The organism is Oceanobacter kriegii DSM 6294, assembly GCF_000422845.1.
In the GTDB taxonomy this organism is placed as follows: domain Bacteria; phylum Pseudomonadota; class Gammaproteobacteria; order Pseudomonadales; family Oceanobacteraceae; genus Oceanobacter; species Oceanobacter kriegii.
This window is the reverse complement of the sequence record NZ_KE383935.1, coordinates 89123-113659: the sequence shown is the minus strand read 5'-3', so window position 1 is coordinate 113659 and position 24537 is coordinate 89123. Positions and strand designations below refer to the sequence as shown.

Annotated in this window: 18 protein-coding genes; 6 read left to right on the top strand and 12 right to left on the bottom strand. The window is 54.9% G+C overall.

Features of this window, described 5'->3' with window-relative positions:
- Positions 1–9: 9 nt before the first annotated feature.
- The 7 genes from G516_RS23520 to G516_RS0120050 all read right to left on the bottom strand — a co-directional run bounded on the left by G516_RS23520 (position 10) and on the right by G516_RS0120050 (position 8053).
- A complete protein-coding gene (locus G516_RS23520; RefSeq protein WP_051219658.1) occupies positions 10–1197 on the bottom strand; it encodes a DUF748 domain-containing protein in 1188 nt (395 codons plus the stop codon).
- Between the two features lie 67 nt (positions 1198–1264).
- Positions 1265–1840, bottom strand: coding sequence for a nucleoside 2-deoxyribosyltransferase (locus G516_RS0120075; RefSeq protein ID WP_028295171.1), 576 nt, complete (start codon positions 1838–1840; stop codon positions 1265–1267).
- A gap of 62 nt (positions 1841–1902) precedes the next feature.
- Positions 1903–3990, bottom strand: a complete 2088-nt coding sequence (locus G516_RS23515) for a sensor domain-containing diguanylate cyclase (RefSeq protein WP_156879124.1) — start codon at positions 3988–3990, stop codon at positions 1903–1905.
- Between the two features lie 316 nt (positions 3991–4306).
- Positions 4307–4738, bottom strand: coding sequence for a universal stress protein (locus G516_RS23510; RefSeq protein ID WP_051219656.1), 432 nt, complete (start codon positions 4736–4738; stop codon positions 4307–4309).
- Positions 4739–4749: 11 nt separating this feature from the next.
- Positions 4750–6072 carry a TRAP transporter large permease gene (locus tag G516_RS0120060; RefSeq protein WP_028295170.1) on the bottom strand — a complete coding sequence of 441 codons (1323 nt, stop codon included), beginning with the start codon at positions 6070–6072 and terminating at the stop codon, positions 4750–4752.
- 11 nt (positions 6073–6083) lie between these two features.
- Positions 6084–6683, bottom strand: coding sequence for a TRAP transporter small permease subunit (locus tag G516_RS0120055; RefSeq protein WP_028295169.1), 600 nt, complete (start codon positions 6681–6683; stop codon positions 6084–6086).
- Positions 6684–7078: 395 nt separating this feature from the next.
- Positions 7079–8053: a TRAP transporter substrate-binding protein gene (locus G516_RS0120050; protein ID WP_407635458.1), complete on the bottom strand. Its 975-nt coding sequence runs from the start codon at positions 8051–8053 to the stop codon at positions 7079–7081.
- Between the two features lie 311 nt (positions 8054–8364).
- Between G516_RS0120050 and G516_RS0120045 the strand changes: the two genes are divergently transcribed.
- Positions 8365–9306, top strand: coding sequence for a LysR family transcriptional regulator (locus G516_RS0120045; protein ID WP_028295167.1), 942 nt, complete (start codon positions 8365–8367; stop codon positions 9304–9306).
- 355 nt (positions 9307–9661) lie between these two features.
- Positions 9662–11161 carry an aldehyde dehydrogenase gene (locus G516_RS0120040; RefSeq protein WP_028295166.1) on the top strand — a complete coding sequence of 500 codons (1500 nt, stop codon included), beginning with the start codon at positions 9662–9664 and terminating at the stop codon, positions 11159–11161.
- Positions 11162–11165: 4 nt separating this feature from the next.
- Here the strand turns inward: G516_RS0120040 and G516_RS0120035 are convergent, their stop codons facing one another.
- Positions 11166–11720 (bottom strand): TetR/AcrR family transcriptional regulator, encoded by a 555-nt coding sequence (locus tag G516_RS0120035; protein ID WP_322786004.1) that lies wholly within the window; start codon positions 11718–11720, stop codon positions 11166–11168.
- Positions 11721–11843: 123 nt separating this feature from the next.
- Here G516_RS0120035 and G516_RS0120030 point away from each other — a divergent pair, with 123 nt between their 5' ends.
- From G516_RS0120030 to G516_RS0120020, 3 genes are all read left to right on the top strand, one after another.
- The gene (locus G516_RS0120030) at positions 11844–12320 is read left to right on the top strand and encodes an HPP family protein (protein ID WP_028295164.1); all 477 of its coding nucleotides are present in this window, start codon (positions 11844–11846) and stop codon (positions 12318–12320) included.
- Between the two features lie 83 nt (positions 12321–12403).
- Entirely contained in the window at positions 12404–12838 is a 435-nt protein-coding gene (locus G516_RS0120025) for a hypothetical protein (RefSeq protein ID WP_028295163.1), read from the top strand.
- Positions 12839–13014: 176 nt separating this feature from the next.
- Entirely contained in the window at positions 13015–16335 is a 3321-nt protein-coding gene (locus G516_RS0120020; RefSeq protein WP_028295162.1) for an AAA family ATPase, read from the top strand.
- Positions 16336–16477: 142 nt separating this feature from the next.
- On the opposite strand, the gene G516_RS0120015 is transcribed toward G516_RS0120020, so the two are convergent.
- The 3 genes from G516_RS0120015 to G516_RS0120005 all read right to left on the bottom strand — a co-directional run bounded on the left by G516_RS0120015 (position 16478) and on the right by G516_RS0120005 (position 21708).
- Positions 16478–18031 carry a hypothetical protein gene (locus tag G516_RS0120015; RefSeq protein WP_028295161.1) on the bottom strand — a complete coding sequence of 518 codons (1554 nt, stop codon included), beginning with the start codon at positions 18029–18031 and terminating at the stop codon, positions 16478–16480.
- A 97-nt stretch (positions 18032–18128) separates the two neighbouring features.
- Positions 18129–19910, bottom strand: coding sequence for an alpha-keto acid decarboxylase family protein (locus tag G516_RS0120010; protein WP_028295160.1), 1782 nt, complete (start codon positions 19908–19910; stop codon positions 18129–18131).
- Complete coding sequence (locus G516_RS0120005; RefSeq protein ID WP_028295159.1) at positions 19897–21708, bottom strand: flavin monoamine oxidase family protein; 1812 nt, start codon at positions 21706–21708, stop codon at positions 19897–19899. The genes G516_RS0120010 and G516_RS0120005 overlap by 14 nt, the downstream gene beginning before the upstream one ends.
- A gap of 193 nt (positions 21709–21901) precedes the next feature.
- Between G516_RS0120005 and G516_RS0120000 the strand changes: the two genes are divergently transcribed.
- On the top strand, positions 21902–23707 hold the full coding sequence (locus tag G516_RS0120000) for an FAD-binding oxidoreductase (protein WP_028295158.1): 1806 nt from the start codon (positions 21902–21904) through the stop codon (positions 23705–23707).
- Between the two features lie 146 nt (positions 23708–23853).
- Here the strand turns inward: G516_RS0120000 and G516_RS0119995 are convergent, their stop codons facing one another.
- Positions 23854–24465, bottom strand: coding sequence for a TetR/AcrR family transcriptional regulator (locus G516_RS0119995; RefSeq protein ID WP_028295157.1), 612 nt, complete (start codon positions 24463–24465; stop codon positions 23854–23856).
- Positions 24466–24537 lie beyond the last annotated feature (72 nt).

The following is a 24537-nucleotide window of genomic DNA, read 5'->3' as shown; positions in this document are numbered from 1 at the left end:
CTTGGTACTCTATTTACTTACTTCGATTTCTGCTTTGGTTTCCGCCCTGGTCTCTGAACGGGTTTTGGGCGTATTGTCCGGGTGAGCCGGTTGCGGGGTATCTTCCACCAGCGGCTGCTCGTCGGTGGCGTGCTCAAACAGCCCCTCGAAGCGGTCGCTGTAGGCTTCAACAAAGGCATTTTGCAGGGCGTTCACAACCGCATCCCAGGTGCTGATTTGTGGGTCGTCGAGGGTGCCTTCAACGTCGATCTGGGTGGCGATCTGATCGGTTTCACCGTCGGTGAACAGCGCGGCCAAACCGCCATCCAGCCCTTCCCAGGCCAGCTGGAACGGGCCGTCACCCTGCTCTTTCACGTCCTGATCCCAATTCAGGATGTCGACGTTTTTCAATAACGGCCGCACATACCCCGTCAGCTTGCCATCGCGGACTTGCAGCTCGCTGACCAGCTCACCCGTGCCGGCGGCAAAGTCGAGCGACGCATAAGCCTGTGCCAGCGGGTTGAGCATCGGCAACGAGAAGCGGTTGAATTTCAGCGCCACCACAAAGTCCTTTTCCTTGAACGGATCAAACTCGGCTTTTAGCGACAAGTCGGCGTGATTCAGCACCAGCCCGTTGGCCTCCAGACTGGCCACCCGATTGCCATGAATACCGTTGACGTTGGTCAAATTGGTGGCCGACGCGTTCAACTCGGTCAGCTGCACATTCACCGGAGGTTCGGATTCAAAATTACGGAAGGCGACAACGCCGTCGACGATATCGACCCGGTTAATGGTCACCGGCACCAGTTCATTCAAGACCTGTTGCCAGTCAGTCCCCTGACCGGCCTGATCCCCTTGTTCAGAGGCGCTGTCGACAAAGTTGAGTTCGGGGCGGTCGAAGCGTAAATCAGCCAGCACATAGCCATGCCACAAGGCACGCCAGCTGACGGAAATATCGATGTTTTCGGTTCGAAAGAAAGGCACCGGTTGTTGATGGTCAGCGATTCTGGCGATGCGTAAATCGCGGACTTGATACGCACCCCGGTACAGCGCGATGCCAACGTCTTCGACATGGCCGGTGTAATCCCCCATGTCTTCCAGCTGACTGTTAAGAACCCGCTTCACCACCACGGGCAGTATCAGTTGCGCTACCAGCAATGTCGCCAACAGCAATAACACCAGTGCTATGCCCCAGCGTCGTTTGTGCGTTCGAGCCATGAATCCTCCCACCCCGATTGCTTTCCGTTTCAAGGAATGGGAGTGGATTCAGACGGTTTCGTTCCGCTTAGCCCGCCGCCAGCCATTGCAGCAGCGCTTCAAAGCCGCTCAGATCGGTCAGTCGCTCGGCAGCGCTGGATTCCTGCGTCATAAAGCGGCCTTTGGCCAGCTGTATGCCACCTTCAATCATCAGATTGTCGCTGAGGCTGAAGTCTTCAATGCTGTTGCCATCGCGGTCGATCATGGCCAACTCGCCGGAGGCACTGTACACCGCCTCAGCCGGGCCAAACATGGCATAGGAACGCTCGGCAAACGGCCGAACGTCGTTGCTGTAGGCCAACAGGGTTTTACCCAACCCACGCGCCAGACCCAGTTCGTAAACCGTGCCCACATCGGCACTGACGCCCCGAAATGGCGTCAGGTTGGCAATGATGACGTCTGCCTGCTGAATCAACTGTTCATTGCCACGGCTAATGGCAAACGCCATCGCCTGCGGGCTGTCGTAGGCATCCGGGTCCAGCTCGGCATCCAGTGGATACAGGCCTTTAAAACCGTACTGCTCGCACAGGGCTTTTTTCGCCGCTCCTTGCTCCACGGCGTTGGGCAAAAAGACCTCTGGCCCAGCGAGATAAATCAATGTCATAACACACCTCGAGAAAGACCCTGGAACGCTATCAGATCACAGCAGCGTCTCGCTGTTCCGGATCAAGACACGTTCAATGAGGAATAACACACCACCCGGTTACGCCCCTGATGCTTGGCTTCGTACAGCGCCGCATCCACCTGCTTCAACAGCAAGGCGGGATCGGATGAGCACTGCACTTGCAGTACCCCGAACGACATACTGGTACGAATGGCCACGCCATCATAAAAGCACGGCCGCACCTCAATGGCATGACGAATACGCTCCGCCAGCTGCAATGCCTGGGGCTGTTCACAGGCGGGCAAAATGGCAATCAATTCCTCGCCGCCAAAGCGCGCCACAATGCCATCTTCCGGTGCCAGAATGTCGCGCCACAGACTGGCCACCATCATCAGGCAGGCGTCGCCAGCAACGTGGCCATAGTTATCGTTGAGCTGCTTGAAGTGGTCGATATCGCCCATGATCAGGCACAGTGGCTCGTCGGACTGCTGCGCCATCACCACCTCCCGCACCAGCATGGTGTCGAAATAGCGACGGTTGGCCAGGCCGGTCAGACCATCCATTTTGCTGCGCGAATCCAGTTCGGCGTTCACGGCTTCCAGCTCCGACACTGCCATGCGTAACTCGCGGGTACGACGGTCAACCTGATCTTCCAGCTGGCTTTTGGCCTGCCGCTCGACTTCCAGCGCCCGAATACGCGCTTCGTCGGCCTTGCGGTAATACAGCAACGACATTTCCTGCGCCTGCTGCCGCTGCTTGCGCTCGCGGTTAATTTGCTCCGCCAGAGCCAACGACAGCAACATGGTTTCCAGCACGATACCGACGTTCTGGAATGGCTGGAACCAACCCAGCATCGGAATCAAACCACTGAGCCCGGCCATCAGCAAAAACGTCGCCGCAATCAGAATCGACCAGGCAATGGTGACGTACTTGGCCGACACATTGCCCTTGCGCCACACCGCAATCCCGGTGGCAATGGCAATAAAGCAACTGGCAATGGCACCGATGTCTTCCAGAACCATCAGCCAGGCGGTGGGTTCAATCAGGTAGCCTAGCACCATCAGGCCCCAGAACAGCGCCAGACTGACACTGTACACAATCAGCCAGCCACCGTAATGCCACAAATTCAAAAACCGCTGGATAAACAGCGTGGCACACAAAAATGCCAGACTGCTGCTGACGCCGTAGACATGCTCGTCGAGCCAATAAGAGCCGCTCCAGACGTAGGTTTGCCCCACTCCCGTGACCCCCAGCGTGTAAAACAGCATCGACAGTACATACAGCCCATAAAAGCCATAGCTGGAGTCACGCACAAATACCGTCAGCGAAAAGTTATAGACCGCCATCGCCAACAGTACGCCGAAGAACATCCCAAGCCATAAAGTGCGGGTGTTGTCCCAGCTTTCGTAAGCGTGACTTTTCCAGATTTTCAACGGCACGATCAGCTTGGCGGGCGACTCCACCCGCAAAAACAGCTCAACGTCCTGAAAGCCATCGTCGATCAATGGCACCACGTGGGGCAGGTAATTATGCTCACCAGCCCAATGCGACTTGGCTGACGCCATCGACACCCACTCGTTACTGCGAAGATCACGAACGTGCGCTTCTACCCGGGTCAAATACGGCCAGGCGACCTGCAACCAGCGCGCGTCCTGCAACGGCTGCTGCCACTGCAAACGCACATACAGCCATATCGGCTGATCCAGATGATTCACCAGCGATTCACTGACCAGCGGCTGCCAGCCGGGGTCTTCCAACGCCAGTAACTGGGGTAAATCCAACCAGCCAGCGTCACCGGCAACAACATGCGTGGCACGAATCGAAATCGCATCCTGCTGGTTATCCAGCAAAGCCGCCGTAGCAGGGGCTGTATGAGCCGCGAGAGTCTGAGTCGTGAGCGTCTGGTTAGCGGCAGCTTGATCAGAAGATGCAGGATGAATAGAGATTGGGTCAGCCGCTTGATCAACCGAAGACTGTCGTAACGACAACAACCACGCGGGCACCGAAGATTCAGATGATACATCTACCGGCGCCGATACAGACAAGGGAGCAGCCTGCGTAGAAGCAGTGATTGAACGCGCCACGTCGGCAAAAGCGACCTCGAAAGCAGCCATCCAAAAGGCAACGACCAACCAGAGAGACTTGTTCACAAGCACCTCACGAATGCGTGGATTACTGTAAACATAAGTCAGTCACTGGTAACAAACAACGCACTTAACGTTACGACTGGAAGCTAACAGACCACATAACAACCGTTAGATAAAAAACAGTACTCTGGTAGTAGAAACTGGCCAAATACTTCTATGCCGCTGTGCCTGTGCAAAGCAGACACAGGAGGACCATAGGACTATTTGGGCCAAACGAAATAGAGTGAGGTACGGAATACCTCAAAACAAAAACGGCCCTGAAGGTTGTCCTCCAGGGCCGCTTTTTTACCGTCGTAGGGTCAGTAAGAGCTAACTACCGTTAGTCTCGTACCACCATCACGCTGCACTTGGCATGTCGCACTACCCGTTCGGCATTGGAGCCAACGAAGTAGCTGCTCAAGCCAGGTTTCTGCGCCAGCATCACGATGGCATCGGCCTGGATTTTTTTGGCTTCTTCCAGAATCTGCTCGTGAATGGTGCCACGGCGTACGTGGCAGAAGCTGTGCAGGTTGTCTGGCATCAGGTTACGCACCAGTGCCAGCAGCTTGTCTTTAACGTCCTGACGGCGTTCTTTTTCCTTGTCCGGGTCCATGTACGGCGCACCGGCTTTGTGGACACCGCTTTCATCCACGTACAGGAAGTTGAAGTCGGCGTGTGGGCTGTCGCTGGTCAGGTGACGGGCGGCGTCGACCAGCTTTGGCAGCTCGGTTTTATGGGCCAGATCGACCGGAATCAGAATCTTGTAGTACATGTCCAGCTCCTTTAATCCATCACCGCGTGCGGCAACCACAGCACAATATCCGGGAAAATCATGCAGAGTATGAGCACAAACAGGTTCACCAGAATAAACGGCGTCACCGAGCGATAAATCTCACCCATGCCCACGTCCGAAGGCGCAATGCCCTTGAGATAGAACAGCGCGAAACCGTACGGCGGGGTTTGTACCGCAATCAGGATGTTGATGATCATCAGTACGCCAAACCAGATCGGGTCGTAACCCAGTGACACGGCAATCGGCGTAAACAGCGGCGCACACATCAGTACGATGATGAATTCATCGATGATGAAGCCCAGCAGCAGCATGATCAGCTGGAACATGATGATGATCATGATCGGCGGCAAGTCGAGGCTGTTGGTAAAGTCAGCCACCATCGACTGTACGCCCATCAGCAAGTGGAAGTTACTGAACACCGACGCGCCCAGAATAATCCACATCGCCACACTCACCAGAATGCCGGTCTGCAGGCCCGCAAAGCGGAACATATCGACTTTGAAGCGTTTGAAGATGATCGCCAGGATCACTGCACCCACTACGCCCAGCGCACCGGATTCGGTTGGGGTTGCGATACCGGTAATAATGGAACCCAGTACCAGTACAATCAGCAGCATCGACAGAATGCCGTCACGGGCAATCTTGATTTTCTGCGGTACCGGCAGCTGCAGGTTTTCTTCGTCAGCGGTGTTCAGCGGCGCTTTGGCCGGGTTCAGCTTGCAGCTGATAACCACGTAAGCGATCAAACAGATTACGGTTACCAAGGCTGGCACCATGGCGCCCAGGAACATACGGCCAACCGAGTTCTGGGTGGCAGCAGCAAACATAATCATTGGAATGGATGGCGGAATCAGGATACCCAGCGCGCCACCGGCCATGATCACACCCAGCGCCATACGGCGGTCGTAACCACGCTCCAGCATCGGCTTCAGGGCAATGGAGCCGGAGGTCATGATGCCAGCACCAATGATGCCCACCATCGCGCCAATCATGGAGCACACGCCAATCACAGAGATCGCCAGTGAGCCACGTACCTTACCAATCATCATCTGGCTGGCGTTGAACATGGCGTCGCCAATACCGGATTTCGTCAGCAGCTGACCCATGTAGATGTACAGCGGAATCGCCAGCAAAATGAAGCTGAAGAAGGTCGATTCAATGGTGCTTGGCACCAGGTTGAAAATGCCATCACCCCAGGTCAGGTAGCCGACCGCCATGGCGATACCGCCCAGCGCCAGACCCACCTGAGCACCCAGTGCAAAGGCCACAAGAATACAGCCGAGCAGAACGGCAGTGAGCAATTCAATTCCCATTGCGGATCTCCTCAGGAAGTCTTCTGGGCTGACTCGGACGAGTCAGAGGTGTTGTCGGAAAAATCGTCGTCGCTGTCGTCGGCTTCATCGGCGGCCATCAGAGGCTGGCCGGTAACCAGACGGTAGACGTTGGCAATGAAGTCACGGATCAGCTGCATCAGGAACAAACCGGCCGCAATCACAATCATCACCCAGAAGTGCCACATCGGGGCGGACCACTCGCTTTGGGTGCGGTAGTCAAATTCAATGGCTTCTTCGTATTTGCCCAGCGCCATGATGATCATCACGTAGAGGAAGAACATCGCCAGCACGCCGGTGAGCAAATCAAAAATACGACGCGAGGTGCCAGACACTTTCAGGTACAGGATGTCGACGTTGATGTGGGCGCGTTTTTGCTGGGCGTAGGCACCGCCAAGGGCGGCAATGTAACCAAACAGGAACAGGGCGGTGTCGTAGCCCCAAATGGTTGGCGCATCGAGGACATAGCGCGAGAACACTTCAAACGCTACCACGCCGGCAAGTACCGGCATCAGCATGGCGGCAATGTGTCCGGCCACCATCACAATTGCATCGCTGGCGCGACACAGGAATTTCAGGATTGGAGTCACCATAAAGGGGTCACCAGGGAGTTAAATAACGATCTTCAGAGCGAACGACGCTTGTGGCATCGGGGTTTGGGGCTCCCGTACGCGCTGCGCTGACGATTCGCCATTTTGGTTTGCACGGCAAAATCACGGACTGAGGCCATGGAATCCCTGCCACAGCTGGCCTGTTCGACTGGCATCCTTACCAGTGTGTCCGGGTCTTTCTTGTTTGACTGACGCATCGGCGGCATCGCTGCTGCTCGTGGCCATTTCATTTGTTATTTACATCAGTGGCGTTTTGAAGCCGGGCTTCAGCTTCAATGCTGTTTACGCCTCTAACAGGTGTACGATATTTCGCACTTCCAGAAACAACAACGCCGCAGAGCATTCCTGACCCTGCGGCGTTGTCATCACATCAGTGATCAGGATTCTTTTTTCAGAATCTCGATCAGCTGCTTGCTGTACTTGTCTTTGGCAGCGTACTCGTCGTACAGGCCAGCACCAGCGGCTTTCCAGGCAGCCTTGTCAGCTTCGCTTGGCTCTGGAGACCACTTCAGACCCTTGGCTTCCATTTCAGCCACGGCTTCAGCTTCCCACTTCTTGGAGTTTTCCAGCTGTTCTTTAGCGTGGATTTCAGTGGCCTTGCGAACGGCGGCTTTCTGATCGTCATCCAGCTTCTTCCAGGCGTTGCGGTTAACAACGATTGGCAGTACCTGAGCACCAGCCAGAGGCAGCTTGTACATGTACTTGGCTACTTCAACGTGGTTACCGTCGCGGTGGTCGATCATGTTGGAACCGATGGAACCGTCGATCACGCCAGTGGCCAGGGAGGTGTAGATTTCAGACCAGGCCAGGGAAACCGGGGAAGCACCCAGGTTACGCAGGAACTTGCCGTAAGCGCCTGGCGCACGGATCTTCATGCCTTTGAAGTCTTCAACAGAGTTGATTGGCTTCTTGGTGATGATGTAAACCGGTGGCTGAATGTATGGTTCCAGCCATACCATGCCCTGGGAGCCGTAGGCTTTTTCCAGCACCTTGTCCCAACCCTTGTTGTGGAACAGGTCGTACAGTTCGTCAGTGTCGGCGGTGCCGCCTGGCAGACCGATTTCAACCACACCGGCAGGCAGTTCACCAGCGTGCATGGACTGGAATGGAGCACCCATGGTGATCAGACCGGTTTTAACCGCACCCAGCAGACCCTGAGTACCAACGCCTTCACCAGAGTACAGAACCTGTACCTTGATTTCGCCGTCAGACAGCTCTTCGATGTTCTTGCCCAGGTTTTCGTACAGTTCACCGAATGCAGTGCCACGGCCGTACAGGTTGCTGAAGCGCCAGTTGTGCTCAGCAGCAGCGGCAGTTTCAGCGACCAGGCTTGCGCCCGCAGCCAACATCATGGCAGAGCCCGCCAAAGCGGAGCGAATGCTCTTTTTTATTTTCAACATAACAGCAGTCCCATTTTTGTGGTTGCCGGCTTCGATCGTCGAAACCAGTCTGAATGTTTGGACACAGGCCATTTTTCCCAAACGGCTGATCTCTGTGTGGAATTCATATTTTCAAAAGCCAGAATCTGGTTAAATCCAGTGCGGTTTACGTAAAGGTTGATGAAGCTTTACGTAAGTACAAAAATTAACCACCCCGCAAAACCCGATTTAAACGTAAACTGGCACCTTTTGCCCCGAATTTGCACTAAATTGAGGCGTGCACCATGAACCGCAAATATTCGCTTGGCCAACTCGGCGATTACGAAATCAAACAGCTGAAAATTTTCAAAACCATTGTCGAATGCGGTGGCTTCAGCGCAGCCGAGGCGCAGCTTAACATCAGTCGGCCAACGATCAGTATCCACATTGCCAACCTGGAGTCGCGGCTCAACCTCACACTGTGCAAACGGGGGCGTGGTGGTTTCTCGCTGACCGAAGAAGGCAAGGTCATCTACGAACAAACCCACCATCTGCTGGATGCCCTGGAAGGGTTTCGTAACACCATCAACAACCTGTCGTCGTCACCTTCCGGCCAATTGAAAGTGGCGCTAAGTGATACATTTTCCACTGACAGCCGCTGCCAGCTGACCGATATCATCCGTAATTTCAACGCCGAAGCGCCGGATGTGGAGCTGAAAATCACCGTCGAACACATGGTCGATATGGAACGCAAGGTGCTCAGCGACGAGCTGGATATCGCCTTCATCCCCTACCACCGCAAGCTTGAGGGGCTGGAATACATCCATCTGTTCAGCGATCGCTGCTACCTCTACTGCGGCCCGGGCAACGCCATGTTTGACCTCGACGACGCCGACATCAGCGACCAGCTGATCAACAGCATTCCGCTGATTCACGCCGGCCTCAAACCCCACGAAGAGGTCTACGCCCAGATTGCTGAAATGAACCTGATGGCGGTGTCCTACCACTACGAAGCCCGCATCGCCCTGCTGCTGTCTGGCATCTACGCCTCGTTCCTGCCAGAGACCTACGCCCAGCCTTTTGTTGAACGCGGGGAACTGCGTCGGGTTGCGCCAGACAAACGCTTCTACACGTTGGGGGCTGCGGCCATCAGCAAGAAGAGCGCACAGCCAAACAGAGCCCGAACTCTGTTCCTTAATACGGTTCGTGGCATCCACCCGGACGGTGGCAAGTTGGCTCCATATTGATCAAAGTGCAGAGTATTTACCCATATACCCATAAAATCTGTAGTGATTTCAGCCGATCAAAAATCAAGCACCAGAATGAAACACAAGGCATTTTTCTGGTGCAATTTACCCCCTGAAAGCGGTTGAACAAACCGTAACCAACGCGAGACAAAGTCGACAAAAACGTTGAATCATTCAACCTAAGCACCGATGCCAAAGTAGTAATTTACGTTGTAAAAACCACTGGCTGCCATCCAGATCACCAGAAATACCCATCAGGGCATATACAAGCGGCCAAATGAAACACGGCACAATGCCTTAATCTGAACACCAAAAACCATCGCACCAGTTACGCACGACTGAAACGGGGAGCAACATGAGCAACAACACGCTTGAGTACTGGCAAACCAAAGCCGCACAAACCGCCATACCGGCTAACGCCTGGATCAACGGCAAACCGGCACCGGCCCTGTCTGGCAAAACCCGCTCCTGCATCAACCCGGCCACCGGCAAGGTGCTGGCTGAAGTCGCCGAATGCCAGCCGGAAGACGGCGATCTGGCCGTCAACATCGCCCGCGACACCTTTAACAGTGGCGTGTGGTCCAACATGGCACCGGGCGAACGCAAAAAGATTCTGGTGCGCTGGGCTGAATTGATCGAAGCCAATCTGGAAGAAATCGCCATCCTGGAAACCCTCGATGCCGGTAAGCCAATCTCCGACACCACCAGCGTCGACGTTCCCAGCGCCATCAACACCATTCGCTGGACCGCCGAAGCCATCGACAAGGTGTACGGTGAAATCGCCCCCACTGCACCGGGCACTCTGGCACTGATCGAACGCCTGCCATTGGGCGTGGTGCTTGCGATTGTGCCTTGGAACTTCCCGCTGTCGACCACCGCCTGGAAACTGGCACCGTCGCTGGCAGCCGGTAATTCCGTGATTCTGAAGCCAGACCCGAAAACCCCATTGACCGCCCTCAAGCTGGCCGAACTGGCCACCGAAGCCGGGCTGCCAGATGGCGTACTGAACGTACTGCCGGGCGACGGCTTGCCACTGGGTCAGCATCTGAGTCTGCACCCGGACATCGACGGTCAGACCTTCACCGGCTCTACCGCCGTTGGCAAACTGCTGATGCAATATTCCGGTCAGAGCAACCTCAAGCGCACCTTCCTCGAATTGGGTGGCAAGAGCGCCAACATCGTCTTTGCCGACGCCGACCTCGACAAAGCCGCCCTGTGGGCCGCCGTTGCGGGCTTCTATAACTGTGGCCAAACCTGCACCGCCGGTACCCGCCTGCTGGTGCAAGACAGCATCTACGACGAATTCCTCGAGAAAGTCGCCGAGTACGCCAAAGGCTGGCAGCCGGGCAACCCGCTTGATCCAAACACCAGCATGGGGGCGGTGATCGACCAGCGCCAGATCGACACCATTCAGAAATACGTTGGTATTGGTGAGGAAGAAGGCGCAGAACTGCTGTTTGGTGGCGAAGCTGTTGATGGACTCGGTGGTGAACTGACTGGCTGCTACCACCAGCCAACCCTGTTCAAAGGCGCTCGTAACGACATGACCATCGCCCAGGAAGAAATCTTCGGGCCAGTGGTGTCTGCCATTCCGTTCACCGACGCCGATGATGCCATTCGTATCGCCAACGACAGCAAATACGGCCTCGCAGGCGGCGTCTGGAGCCAGAACATCAACACCGCACTGAAAGTCGCCAACGGCGTACGCACCGGTACCATGGGTGTGAACAACTACTTCGGTGGCGACATCACCGTACCGTTCGGTGGCTTTGGCGAATCCGGCAACGGCCGCGACAAATCACTGCACGCACTGAACGACTACACCGAGCTGAAAACCACCTGGATTGAGTACTAATTAGCTATAACAGCTGATCCAGCAGTCGGCGCGCCTTCAGCGCCGACTGCAAATCTCCCCCGACATAGGCCTGCACAATCGCTCCCTCTTTTAACAGCGCCACATGATTGGCAACTGATTCATCGCCCCCGGCCAACACCACCTGCTCACGAATTTTCTCCAATATCGCTTGCTTATGTTCAGCACATTGCTGGTGTATGGGGTGCTTCAGGTCAGAAAACTCGGCACTGACGTTAATAAAGTAGCAGCCATGAAATTCCGGCATCACAGCAACGCGTCCATTAAACCAGTCATCCAAAGCCATAAAGGCTTCCATCAGCGCCGGCTTGCCTGCCGCTACCGCATCCATTCGACCAAATAGCCACTGTCGGAACAGAGAGTCGCGATAACTGACCGTCGCAGCCACCAGCGCTTCCTTGCTGGCGAAATGGTTATAGAGCGTTTTCTTGGCAATACCCGACTCGTCCAGCACCTTATTGATGCCTACTGCGTACACCCCTTGCCGATAAAAAAGCCGGAATGCCTGCTCAACCAACTGCTCTCGTTTATCCAATGCCAAGGCCCTGTTGTCTGTGAATGAAAAGGATATTGACAGAGGTAGACCACTCTGTCTACTTTAAGAAGAGACCGATCGGTCTACCTGACTGTATAGCCTCGAAAGCTGTCACTACAAGGAGTAAACATGACTGCACTCACACGAACAAAATTCCACACGGCGGCATTGGCCGGACTGGGCGCGTTTGCCTGCATATTCATGCTGGCCGCACTGGGAAAACTGGAACACGGCCTGTGGCTGATGGCACCGTTTGGAGCCACCATGGTGATCCTGTTCGGCCTACCCGCCAGCCCATTAGCTCAACCCAAAAACATTGTTGTTGGCCATTTGCTGACTACGGCCATCGGCATCGCCTGTGCAGGCATTTTCGGAGTCAATGAATGGAGTCTGGGACTGGCCGTTGGCATTGCCGTCATGGCCATGATGATGACCCAAACCGTTCACCCACCAGCGGGAGCCAACCCGCTTCTGGTCATGTTGACCGGGGCCGACTGGCACTTCCTCGTGTCGCCGGTAGCGATTGGTGTCGCCATGATTATCCTGTTTGGCTTTGGCTATCACCGCTGGGTATCAAAACAGCGCTGGCCACAGCAGTGGTTTTAACGCTATTGGCAGCAAAACCTTCAATCTCTGCTATCTATTAATAGACCTGCCTGTTTTTTAGCCACCCCAGTCGGGAGGTCTGTATGAGCCGCTTGGGCGAACCCTACATCACTGCGCTGCTGATTCTTGTTGCTATTCTGACATTCAGCTCCATTAATCAGAGCCACAGCTCGACCACCGATTGCAGTCAGATGCCCGGTGTCTGGTCGGGCAAACGCACCTGGGCCGGGGGCGATGTCAGTCATTGGGTGGCGCGCTCGCAGCCGGATGGCCGCTACTATCTGGACGTGATGAAGACCGATGGCTCGGTCGACTACCGCCTGCAAGGCAGCTGGGTGTGCGACCCGTTCACCCAAACCCTGCAAACCAGCACCACCGACATGCTCGGCCAGCAGCACATCGACCAGTATCGACTACTGACCCTGAATGAAGACCAGCTGGTGTACCAGCAGCTCAACGATGACGGTGTGGGATTGGTGTTCAAGAGCTGGCGGGTGATGGCTACACAGGATTACTAGTGGCTCAAGACATAGAGAGCTAGCTAGACAATTTCAGTCAATCCGCCAACAAAACCCCTGACTGTTGCTCAATGACAAAAACAAACATTGATCAACAGGCTTTTCCATTGACCAATGGGTCAATATTGATTGTTAATGAGAACCATGGACGTTTTGTAATCAATGGAGTGAGAGTCATGGTTCTCAAGGACGGTCGCCTTCCGCTGAATATCCGGGAACTGAAACAACAACGTAAGCGCCTTGGGCTGAGTCAGGACAAACTGGCTGAAGCCTGTTTTGACCAGGGCTTTGTTGTTTCCATCTCCTCCATCAAACGGGCCGAATCCGGTGCCAACGTGCTTTACCGCACCGCAAAAAATCTGGCCGAGTTTTATGGCATACCGGTCGAACGCCTGTTATTGGATTCGTCACAGCCAGAAGATGCAGGTAACACAGCAGCCGATACTCAGGCACACCCCGTAGAGACTTCTGACCTAACTGCCATGTCCGCTCCAGCGCCCGATGACTCGGGCGCGGAAAGTCATTCCAGCTTGCAGGCCCTGGCCGCCAAAGGCGTCAGCCATCTGTCTCTGAAGCTGCAATATCATGCTTCGGTCAATATTCATGTGTTGCTGTCGTTACTGGCGAATCAACGCATTCTGAACCCGGCCAACGCCACCTTCGTTTGTATTCACTGGCAGCCAGACGACGAAGATGAATACATCTTCGAGCGTATTCGCAGCCAGTGCGACATGCTCCTGCGTACCTTTCCAAACCAGCTAAAACTGGTTCTCGAAGCGGTGGCACCGACCGACCATGACGAATCACCGGTGTTTCCGTGTCTGGACTGGGGCGACATCGCCGCCTGCTCTGTGTTTGTGTCATCGGATGACTTCACCCCCATTGCCCGAATGGAATCGGCGCAATACAAGGATATGTATCGCGTTTCGCTGCTGAAGACCGAACAAGAGGATTTTGTCGGCCGCAAGGGTGAAATGGCCCAGCTGGAAGGTGCGATCAATCACTTGGTAATTCAGCAACAGGGACAGGCCATTTGCCTGTCCGGCATGGCCGGTATTGGCAAGACCCGTTTGCTGAAGGAAAGCCTTCGGCACGCCCATCGGCTCTCGTGCCACATCAGCCAATTGCAGCTGTTAAACCGTGGTGTGGTCGACAACCATGCCCCGATCAATGCACTGGTACGAGCGCTGCACGAGTTTGACCTCGACGATGAGGATCACTTTATTCGCAATCAGATGCTGCTGTCTGCGATTCCCTCCCAGTCCCATCTGGTGCTGTTCTGGTTAATGGGGGTGGAGCTGAACACAACAGAGAAACGCCTGCTTGAGCTGATGGATTTTCAGACCCAGCAATCCGCCATTGCTCATGCCATTGAGCAGGTTATGGCGATGCGTCCGTCTTTTCCGCCGCGCATTATTTGTCTGGAAGACGTGCACTGGGCCGATGACCGCTTGCTCACTGCCGTCAAAGCCATGCTGCCTGAGTTGCAAGCCTCCAACATTCTGTTGCTGATGACCTTTCGCCAGCAACATCAGCTGTCCCAGCATCAGGACTGGTTTCATCACGTCGATCTGATTGAACTGACGCCGCTGTCCGATTCAGAAGCCGAGCAACTAGCCCATCAGCTTTGTAAGCAGCAATCCCATGCAATCAACGACAGCGCCACAGACAGCACCCATATCCGGCACTGCCTTGCCATGGCACAAGGGCATCCACTGTATCTGCGGCAGTCATTGCTGTGTGCTCAAACACAGCAAGTCGTGCCCGACTCGATGGAACACCTGGTCGCCGCCCAACTCAGCCGACTGACCGGTGCCGACCTCAGAGCCATTCAGGTGGCCTCGGTACTTGGGCAATGCTTCCAGCTCGAGCAACTGCGTGCCATCACAAAAAATCCGGGGTTTGTGCCCGACCAACTGCTTACCCTTGGCCTGATCAAACGCCAGGGCAGCCAGTTTATGTTCCACCATGACCTGATCTGCAGTGCGGTCATTGCCCAGATACCGGCCGCTGAATTCAAAACCATCCATCAACGCTGCGCACTCTGGTTCAGCGACAAGGATCGCTATGAATACGCAGTGCACTATCTCCACTCAGCGGCACCGGATGCAACCGCGGTGATACTGGAAACAGCCCAACAATTAATGGAGAGTTTCCAGCCACAAAAAGCACTGTCACTGCTCGAAGCCATACTCACCAAGAGCAATCGTCATACAACCAGCAGGGAACAAAAAGCACAGGCGCTGAACCTCAAAGGCTTGTGCCTGTTCGCCATGGGCAGAGTGAATGACTGCATTCCAGCACTGGAAAGTGCCATCAAAAAGTCTTCCGGCCATACAACATCCACCAGCCATTCACCGTTACCCACCTATCTGCTGGACCTGGCCACCACGTACCGCATGACGGACCGCAATGAAGAGGCCATGAGGGTACTGGACGAGTCCCAGCAGCTGGCGCAACAGCAGCATCAGTTTGCGGTGTTGGCCGACATCCACAGCATGCGCGGCAATATGTTGTTCCCGACCGGTGACCTTGGTGGCTGTGAACGTGAGCACCAGCAGTCACTGGCTTACGCAGAACGACTGAGAGACCCGGCGGCCATGGCTCAGGCAAAAGCCAAGGCCCTTGGCGGTCTGGGAGATTGTGCCTATGCGCAGGCCAAAATGACCACGGCCTATCAGGCTCTACAAGCTTGCCTCGACCTCTGTAATGAACATCAATTGCTGAAAGTGGAAGCCTCCAACCGTTTTATGTTGGGCACGGTGCTGATCTACCAGCTGAAATACACCGACGCGTTGCAAGAGCTTCAGCTGGCCTCCAATCTGGCGCGCCTGACGGCCAATCGACGTGCCGAAATTGTTTCCCGACTGACCACCGGCTGGATACTGCTGGACCTTGGTGCATTGGCGCAGGCAGAACAGGAAATTCAGACCGCCATGACACTGGCCGAGCAATTACAGGCCAGCCGATTTGTCGCCTTTTTACTGGAATCCAAAGCCCGCTTGTTGTGGCAGCAAGGCAAACAGCAAGAAGCACAAAGCGCCATCAGCAAGGGAATGACGCTGGTAAAAGACAATGGCATGGAACGCTTTATCGGCCCGTGGCTGTGCGCGACACAGGCCTTGGTCGGCAACCAACGGCAAGCAATAGAAGCGGCATTGGAACAAGGAGAGGTCTGGCTGCAACAGCCCTGTGTCGGCCACAACTACCTGCGTTTTTATCAGCAAAGCCTGCAAACGGCCTGGCGACTCCAGCAACCCGATCGCATCAAACGCTACCGCGACCGGCTGGAAGAATTTACCCGTGCTGAACCAAACCCCTGGGCCAATCTGTACATGGAGCAGGCCGACCTGATGTTGCGACTGATCCACCAGACCGCTTTCGCACATGAACTGCTGGCGTTCAATCAGAAGCTGGAAACCATGGGCATCGAAACCGCCAAGGTGGATATTCGAAAGATGCAGGTTGAGAGCAGTACTGCCAATCAGGGCCACTGAGCACACGCCACTCCGCTGAAAACAGGCTGCCCTAACAGGAACAATAATTAAGGAACAGTAATTAAGGAGTGATAAAAGGAGCGATAGAAAGGAACCACATACAAGCGTGGCTCCTTGTTGGCTGGCTCAAACGTCCTGTCGATCAGTCACAGAGCGTCGAACCCGGGTGTGACTTGCGGCAGGAGTTGGCATTGAGGATTCCCCATACGAAGTCGGTTTGCACCGCGCTGAAGTCATTGGTGCCGGCTTCAAAGAACCAGGACGGGTCCGGGCTGCCGTTGAATACATTGTTGTAACCGATTTCGCTCAGGAACCAGGACTGACCAACACCCGGATTGGCAGGCTCTCCGGATGCCTGTACCGATGCCTGAACATGACAGGTCATGCACGAGGACGTATTGACGAAGCCACCTTCCGTCACCGACTGCCCCACCACCGTTGGTATGCCATAGTTGGTGGTGAACGTGGTCTGGGAGCCCTTCAAGCGGTAGTTCAGCCAGGCGGATTGCTGTGGTGCAGGCTTGTTGCCAAAGGCGGCTTCGCCATGGCCAATACCCACGGTTGCAAGCAGTGCAACCAGATCACCACCCAGCGGCTCAGCCATGTAGGCCTTACCAAGATCGAAGATCACATCCCCCAGGCCATCGGGCATGGTGTGCGGACTGATGAAGTTCGCCGGATCAGACCCACTGTTGGCATTCAAATAGCCAAAGGAATCGTTACAGCCAATAAAGTCACAGCGCCCCTTGTTGTTAACGTGCTCAAACGCATACCAGTGCCAGGTCGGAATGGCTTTGGAAGAAGCCGTCACAGAAACCAGGTAGTAAGGTGTTAACGGACCACCCGCGTCGCCATTCTTTTGATACGGCATCAGCGTAGTGATGTAAGGGTTCTGTTTGGGCTGCGGAATAGGCCGCCCCTTTTTCCAGCTGCCTTCCGGAATCAGCCCCTGCTGCTGCATCACCGGCAGTGGAATCCAGTCGACCTTGAACATCACCGAATCCACCGGAAACTGCACGCTATTGCCCCAACGCCTGCGAGTTGGCGAAGAATCCGATTCACCAGATGCTTTGCTGAACGCGTTCGCCAGGCCTTCGGTGTAATACAGGCCGTTGTCTTTTATGTAATCGAACATGGGCTTGTTCCGATACACAATTTCCGACTCTTGCTGACGGATAACCCGACCGGCATCCACGCTCGACAGCGGGCCATTGGGATGACCTGCGGTTTCATCCAGTTTGTAATTGGCAATCGGTCGCTCCGACGTGCCCCGATAAAAATCGGCCGGATAGTATGGGCATTCGCTGGCCTGCTCGATGAAGTCACCCACGCCTGTTGGTTTTCCACCACTAGTTCCGCCCCACCCCACCGTTTTACAGTTCGTCAGCGAGACAGGATCAGTTGGCCAAATGGTTTCGTCTGTGGCCCAGTTGACCCAGAATTCACCTTTCACAGCTTCAATAAAGCCTTTCCAGGCCCAGGCATCAGGGCAAGAAATGGCGGGGGCTGACGTTGCTTTGGGAAACGTCAGCTGGCCATCCGAGTAAGTCATCTCACACGCGCCATAACCGGCATCTTTAATCTGGCTATGAAAGAACATAGCCGATTCAATACGGTTTGGACCTTGCTCATCACTTGATACATACGGTGCAATCATGATCAATGAAGACACCATCCATACGTTGCTTGATTTCATGATATTCATTCCTGCTGATTGGATATTTTTTTAATTCGGAGCAATCACTCGATGGCGTTCAGCCACCGGGAAATCAGGGACTTCCGGGCCAACCTCCTTATTTGGCTATGTCGCAATAACAGTCTGAAAAGGGATGCTGATTAATGGAGTCCGCCAACTCCCGGACGGCGGGGGCCAGGTCCTTGCGGTCCAGTTTGATTTCAATCAGATAGGGCTTGTCCGGGTTGGCCTGAATTGCATTCAGCGAGTGCGACAGATCCGCGTTGAACTCAACAGCGCGATATTCGATATCCCAGGTCGCTGCCAGCTGTTGATAATTCCACTTCGGCAACTCATCAAACGGCGCAAAGTCGGCCGAAGGGCTGAACGCGCAGATGTTCACAAAGGACTGCTCAATGGCGTAAACGCCATTGCTCATGACAAACACCACGCTGTTCAGACGATTGCGTTTAATGGTCGATAGCGCCTGACTCATCATCATGAAACCGCCATCACCGGCAATCACCACCGAGCGTTTCGAAGTACCGTCTACATCCGTCAGCCCCGCCATATCAACGCCAATGGCGCAGGCGGTTTCGTGGCCCAGCGATCCCCAGGCAGCATCGCTGACAAAGCTTCCTTGCGGCATGCCGTTCATACGAATCGCCATATACAGGGACGAACTTTCCCCCAACAGGGTCGTGATACCGTGCTTCGGCGCACGACTGTCAGGCGTGTGTTCTGGTGCTGTATTCACGAACTGATTCCAGATGTTGAAGAAGCTCTCGTACGACACCGCATCGGCTGGCGGCTGTTCTTCCCGGTAACTATCGGTGGCGGGTAAACTGCCGGGATCAATGGGAAATTGGGGGCTGTTTTCAAACTGTGCCAGCAGACCTGCAATCGCACTTTGCAGCGAGACCGGTTTCATCGGCGTGTTGCCAATACGAGTGCCGCTGTCCGCTACCGCGATCATGTCGTCGTATTGGTTGTTCAACAGGTCCAGGTAGTCATCGGTGAAAATCGCCCCCAGGCACAGAATCGCATCGCATTGGGCAACATAGTCTGCGGTTTCCTGCAGTGATGCCGCGCCCGCATAGGTGCCAATAAACCCAACGTCAGTTGCGTTCTCGTCCAGTACAGTCTTGGCCAATGACGTGGTTGTGTACGGAATGCCAGAGGCGATGAGCAGGGCAATCACATCGTCCTCAAGACCATAGCGGGCAACCTCAATACCCAAAATCACCAGAGGCTGGTGTGCCGAGCTCAGTCTGCTAAATGCAGGATTCACAAACTCAGCCAGATCGGTTTCGCTCGTATCCCGCAGCGCCGTATCCAGCAAGCCAACAGGCTCCGCGCACGGCTCAGCCCAGACATTGCTCCAGGCTTCCAGATAAATGGGCCGCTTGTGCTGTAACGCCAGAGTCAGCGCGCGGTCGATTTGCGCCGGGGCGTCGGTGGCACTGGCGAGCACTTCCGAGCATACGGTTACCGCTTCAAAGACGGTTCGGTCGGCGTCCAGATTGCCCGTTGAGTGGTGAAACAGCGCACCGGTTTTGGCGATGATTTCGCGGTCAGAGGCGGATGGGCTGGCAGAGATCACCACCACCGGATTACGTTCAACGTAGGACCCGGCAATGGCGTTAAGCACACTGAAGGTACCGACACCATACTGAACGGACACCGCCCCCAAACCACGATAGCGGGCGTAGCCGTCAGCGGCGTAACCGGCTTCCAGTTCATTGACGGTACCCACCGCGTCAATGCCATCGAAGTTGTCCAGCGCCGTCATAAAACCGGTGACGTAGTCGCCCGGTACCTGAAAGACCTTTGCCAGTCCCTGCTGCTGCATACGGACGAGCAGATAATCCGCAACGGTGAATGAGTTACTGTTGGGCATGATTGATCCCCTCGTACGCAAAGGTAGTCACTTCATTCAGGGTTGCCCGAATGGCCGCGTTGGCATCGGTGGCGGAGTCATTCTCAGGAACGGGGTACGGCTCTGTCAGCAACTGAGGCACCCAATTGCACAGCGATGGCAGGAAGGCATGGGACGCATCGCTGACCTTGAGCCAGGACGGCGCATCCAAACAGTAGAACTCCTCCAGCATGGATTCCGCCACCACCAGCGCGCCTTCAACCCAGCCCTGATCGTAGGAATAGGCTTCACCCACGATGTAGATGTCTTCACCCTCAACCGGGTGACGCATCTTTTGCATCACCTTGTCGAGTTCAAAGCCGGCCTTCCACTCGTGCCAGCCACCACCATAAGGCTCATGGCCCCACTCCTGATAAACGGCGGAATACGGCTGCGGCAGCTGCTTCTGATTGTGCACCGCTTCAAGCTGGCGCTGCGCCGCTTGCACCATGGCGTCGGAAATCTGGAATTCGTGGTTGGGCACAATGCGTTCACCGGCGGCCAGAGTCATACCGGCTGGGGTATAGCCCTCGAAGGGCTCACCAGCTTCAAGACCTTTCCAGTAAGGCACGGTGCCAATGTCGTTATAGGAAGCCATCAGCAAGGAGTTGGTGCTGACCGACACGTCGCTGGCGTCGCATTCGGTGCCCATGTAATAGGTCTGACGAATCGGCAAGTCAGTCACCGATCGACCGTATACCAGCCCGAGGCTACGCCACCAAGGCGATTCATAGGCCATGAACATTTTGAAGGCTTTCTGGATCAGCACCGATGGGATGTTGCTTTGCAGCCATTCGTCCTCGAAGTAATCCGATTTGATCAACTCCAGCGAACGACGAGGCATGGCCAGAATGACTTTCTTTGCCTGCACTTCAACACAAGCGTCATCGGTGTCGGTAGTTTTGCCGGAGTCATCGGTACTGGTGGGCTGGAAAATCAGCGTATAACGGGTATCGGAGGCAGGGTCTATGCGGATTTCAGCCAAACGCATATCCATATGCACAGCACCACCCAGCTTCTCGAAACAATCACACAAGGTCAGAGGAAGCGCCTGGAAACCCTGTTTCAGCCCCAGAAATTGGGTATTGTCCTTGTATTCGGTGGCGGGTAACTGAGTCACCGCGTTGGCATTGGCGACGTTGGCCTCGTAGCCTCCGGCGTCTTTCATAAACTGATAGGCTTCGTTGCTGAGCACACTCTCCAGCAAATTCCAGAAGCCGTATTGCCACATGGGCTTGCCGTTCACCTCAACGGCCATTTGTTCTGCCAGGCTCATATCGGCAAAACCCGGGCAAATCAGGTTCATCACCTTCACTTGCATGTCTTCCGGGCCATAGCCCCGTTCCGACCAACCGAGGTTGTAGGGAATCCGATCCGGGCATTCGGCAAAGTCGCGGTAACGGAAATACTGGCCGCGCAGGTAAAAGAGATTGTTTTCAGTACCGGCTTTGGGCGAGTCCTTCACCTTCGGGTCCAATGGCAATGACGACCCCATTGGAAACTCTTTGATTGCCAGCTTCAGTTCATGGACCAGGCTATTCACCATTGGGTGGTCTTCGGCAATCCAGCGCATGCCACCCAACTCGGCCACCACATTGTCCAGCCCAGGAATTTTGCGACTGTACAGCCGCCCACCAATACGGTTGCTGTATTCGAACAAGGCAATGCTCTGTTCACCGCCACTTTGCTGCTGCAACCGCCAGGCGCTGTATACGCCCGACACACCGCCACCAATGATTGCCTGATCCAGCACCTGCGGTGATTGATTGTTTGAGTCCATCCGTTTTCTCCAGTAATCAGGGGGTCTACCGGAAAAAACTGTAGCAACCACCAGCATCGGACTCGGTATCAGCTTGGTATCAATAGCAGCCGTTATTGCAAATCTGCAGCCGCGCGCTTCGGGGCAACTGATACTGCGGGCGGTCACAAAATTCGTTATCAATAGCGGCACACTCCAACAAACGGATTTTTGTATGCCTTCCGAAAAACTGACCGCCCTGTCTCAAGCACTCACCAACTACACCCCGGAATTACAGCGCCTCGGTGTATTGGAAACCTATGCCCTGAACATCCATGAATCCCGTCGCTTCCGGGATCAAATGATCGAAGCGGGCTTTCCGCCGGCCCGACTGCTGATGCAAGGCGATCCCAAAGCCGGACTGATTCCGGGCCTTAGCGCCTATCAAGCCGAGTGTCTGGTGTTCAATACCCGCTATCAGTATCAACCCTTTGCCATCGTCATGTGCGAGACCACCCGCGAAGTGCAACAGGCCTATCAGTTGGCCAGCCAGCTCAACCTGCCCATTCGTTTGCGGGCCGGGGGCCACGACCATGCCGGTGAAAGCAGCGGCGACAATGTCATCCTGATTGATGTCACCGGTATCCGGGATTTCACAATGGAAGGCGAGGAAGCCCAAATCGGCGCGGGCTACCGCTTCTACCAACTGACCCCTGAGCTGGCCAAAGTCGATCGCATGATCGCCCACGGAACCTGTGCAACCGTAGGACTGACCGGTTTTATTCAAGGCGGTGGTTGGGGTCCCTGGACGCGCAAATACGGCATGTGCTGCGAGCATCTGATGGGTGCCATACTGGTGCGCGGCGACGGCTCGGTGGTGATGGTTCATGAGAAAGGCGGCGAGGTCATTGAGCATTTCGACAACCAGGGGCAGCCGATCCTTCTGGGAGAAAAAGGCACACCATTGGACGCCACAGAAAACAGCGACTTACTGTGGGCATTGCGTGGCGGCGGCGGTATGAGTTACGGCATTCTGACCCGTATCTTTGTCAAAACTTTCCCGCTGCCCGCCACTATTCACCGCTTCCAGATTTACTGGAACAACGAACCAGACAGCACAACTCCATCTGCCGATTGCACCACTCTTGAAGTACTGCAAACCTGGGAAGACGTCATCAACAGCAACGCCACACCGGGCCTGCTGGGAACCAACCTGCAAATCAACGCCATCAACAACACAGGTTGCGGCGATGACTATGCCAGCTGGAAACATACCTGCTTGATGTACGGCTACTGGGAAGGCAGCGAAGACGCATTAAAAGCATTCGTCGATCAGCATTTTGGTAAAACCGGCGTCAACGTCGATACCGACCTGCAAATTGGCGCTGCCAGCGGTGCCGCTCACGAAAGCAATAAATACGAACACCGCCTGATGAGTGACTGGGGGCGTGACTCTCTCTACGACAGAATGCTCGACAAAGGGCTGGATAACCTGCCCCTGCTGCAAGGCACACCGTTCAAACCCGACTACGATGCACCGGCACCGCATAAAATCACATCACGCTTTGTAACCGCAGACGGCCTCAAAACAGGCAACGGCTACCAGCAATTCCTGCAGTCGTTGACCTCACCGCTGGTGCTCAAAGACAGCCGCGATCATGGCTTGAACAGCTACGTTACACTGGGCGCGATTCAGGGAGATTTCTACATCGAACAGCAGCAAAGCCTGGATGTGGCCTTCCCCTACCGGGACTGCCAATACACCATCCAGTATCAAACCTGGTGGAATACCCAACTGATTGAAAAGCTGGCCCAACAAGACAGCCCGGTATTCGTCGACACCAACCGCGCCATGGACTGGATTGACGAGGGCCGAATGGCAGACATTGACGGCACCAAAGGCGCGTTTATCAGCTTCAAAGACCCAGCAGTACCCACCGAACAGTACTTCGACAGCAGCTACGAACGGCTGGTATCGGTGAAGCAGAACTGCGTCAAAGATACCTTCAACCACCTGAGAACCCGCAAAACCATCGTCTGATCAGGTTTTAACGTCGGCTTCTGCGACTGGATGGCGTTGATCGCCATCCGGTTCGCTGTGCTGGAAGGATTATCAAGCAGGTAAGAACACATCAACGCTGAAGCCAGCGTTGATGATTCCAGCCACAATTGTTCAGTGATGCCTTGTTAGATCGCCATTCCATAGAGGATCAGAGTGGTCATCTTGCGAACCTCAGCCCGGTGCTTATCCATATCCAACTCGTCGTTGGCCACCAGTCGGCTGAATTGCAGATGGGAATAGTCGTTGAGCATAAAGGCGGCAAACTCAATCTCGGCATCTGCGCGGAGTCGCCCCCGGCGTTGCAGCTCTGCAAGGAACTCGTGAATGCCTTTCACCAAGCGGTGATTCATATTGCGAAATGCTTCCGGCAACGATTTTTCAGGGGAGAAGATCAGTAATGGCAGCACCTCTCGCCACAAAGCGGGCGACATCACCTCGAGCGATTGCTTGATGATGATGGCTTCCAGCTGACACATCACATCCACCAGCTCAGCGTCCATATCGATCAATGACGATGCCTCTTTGAGGGCATCCTGATCGGCAAGCCGGATCAATTCCAGCAGGATTGTTTGCTTACTGGGAAAGTACTTGCACACGGTAGGAACCGACAGACTGGCCGCAGCTGCAATGTCTTCCAGACGAGTCCCGTGAAACCCTTGCTGGTTGAACAGCGCGACGGCGACATCGCAAATTCTGGCTCGACGCTCTTCCTTCTGACGCTCTCTCAGTCCCGACATGACCTTCCCCTGTAACCCTCTTCAAGAATGTGTCCATTCTAGACAATATCTTCATCAATTAAAAACTTAATT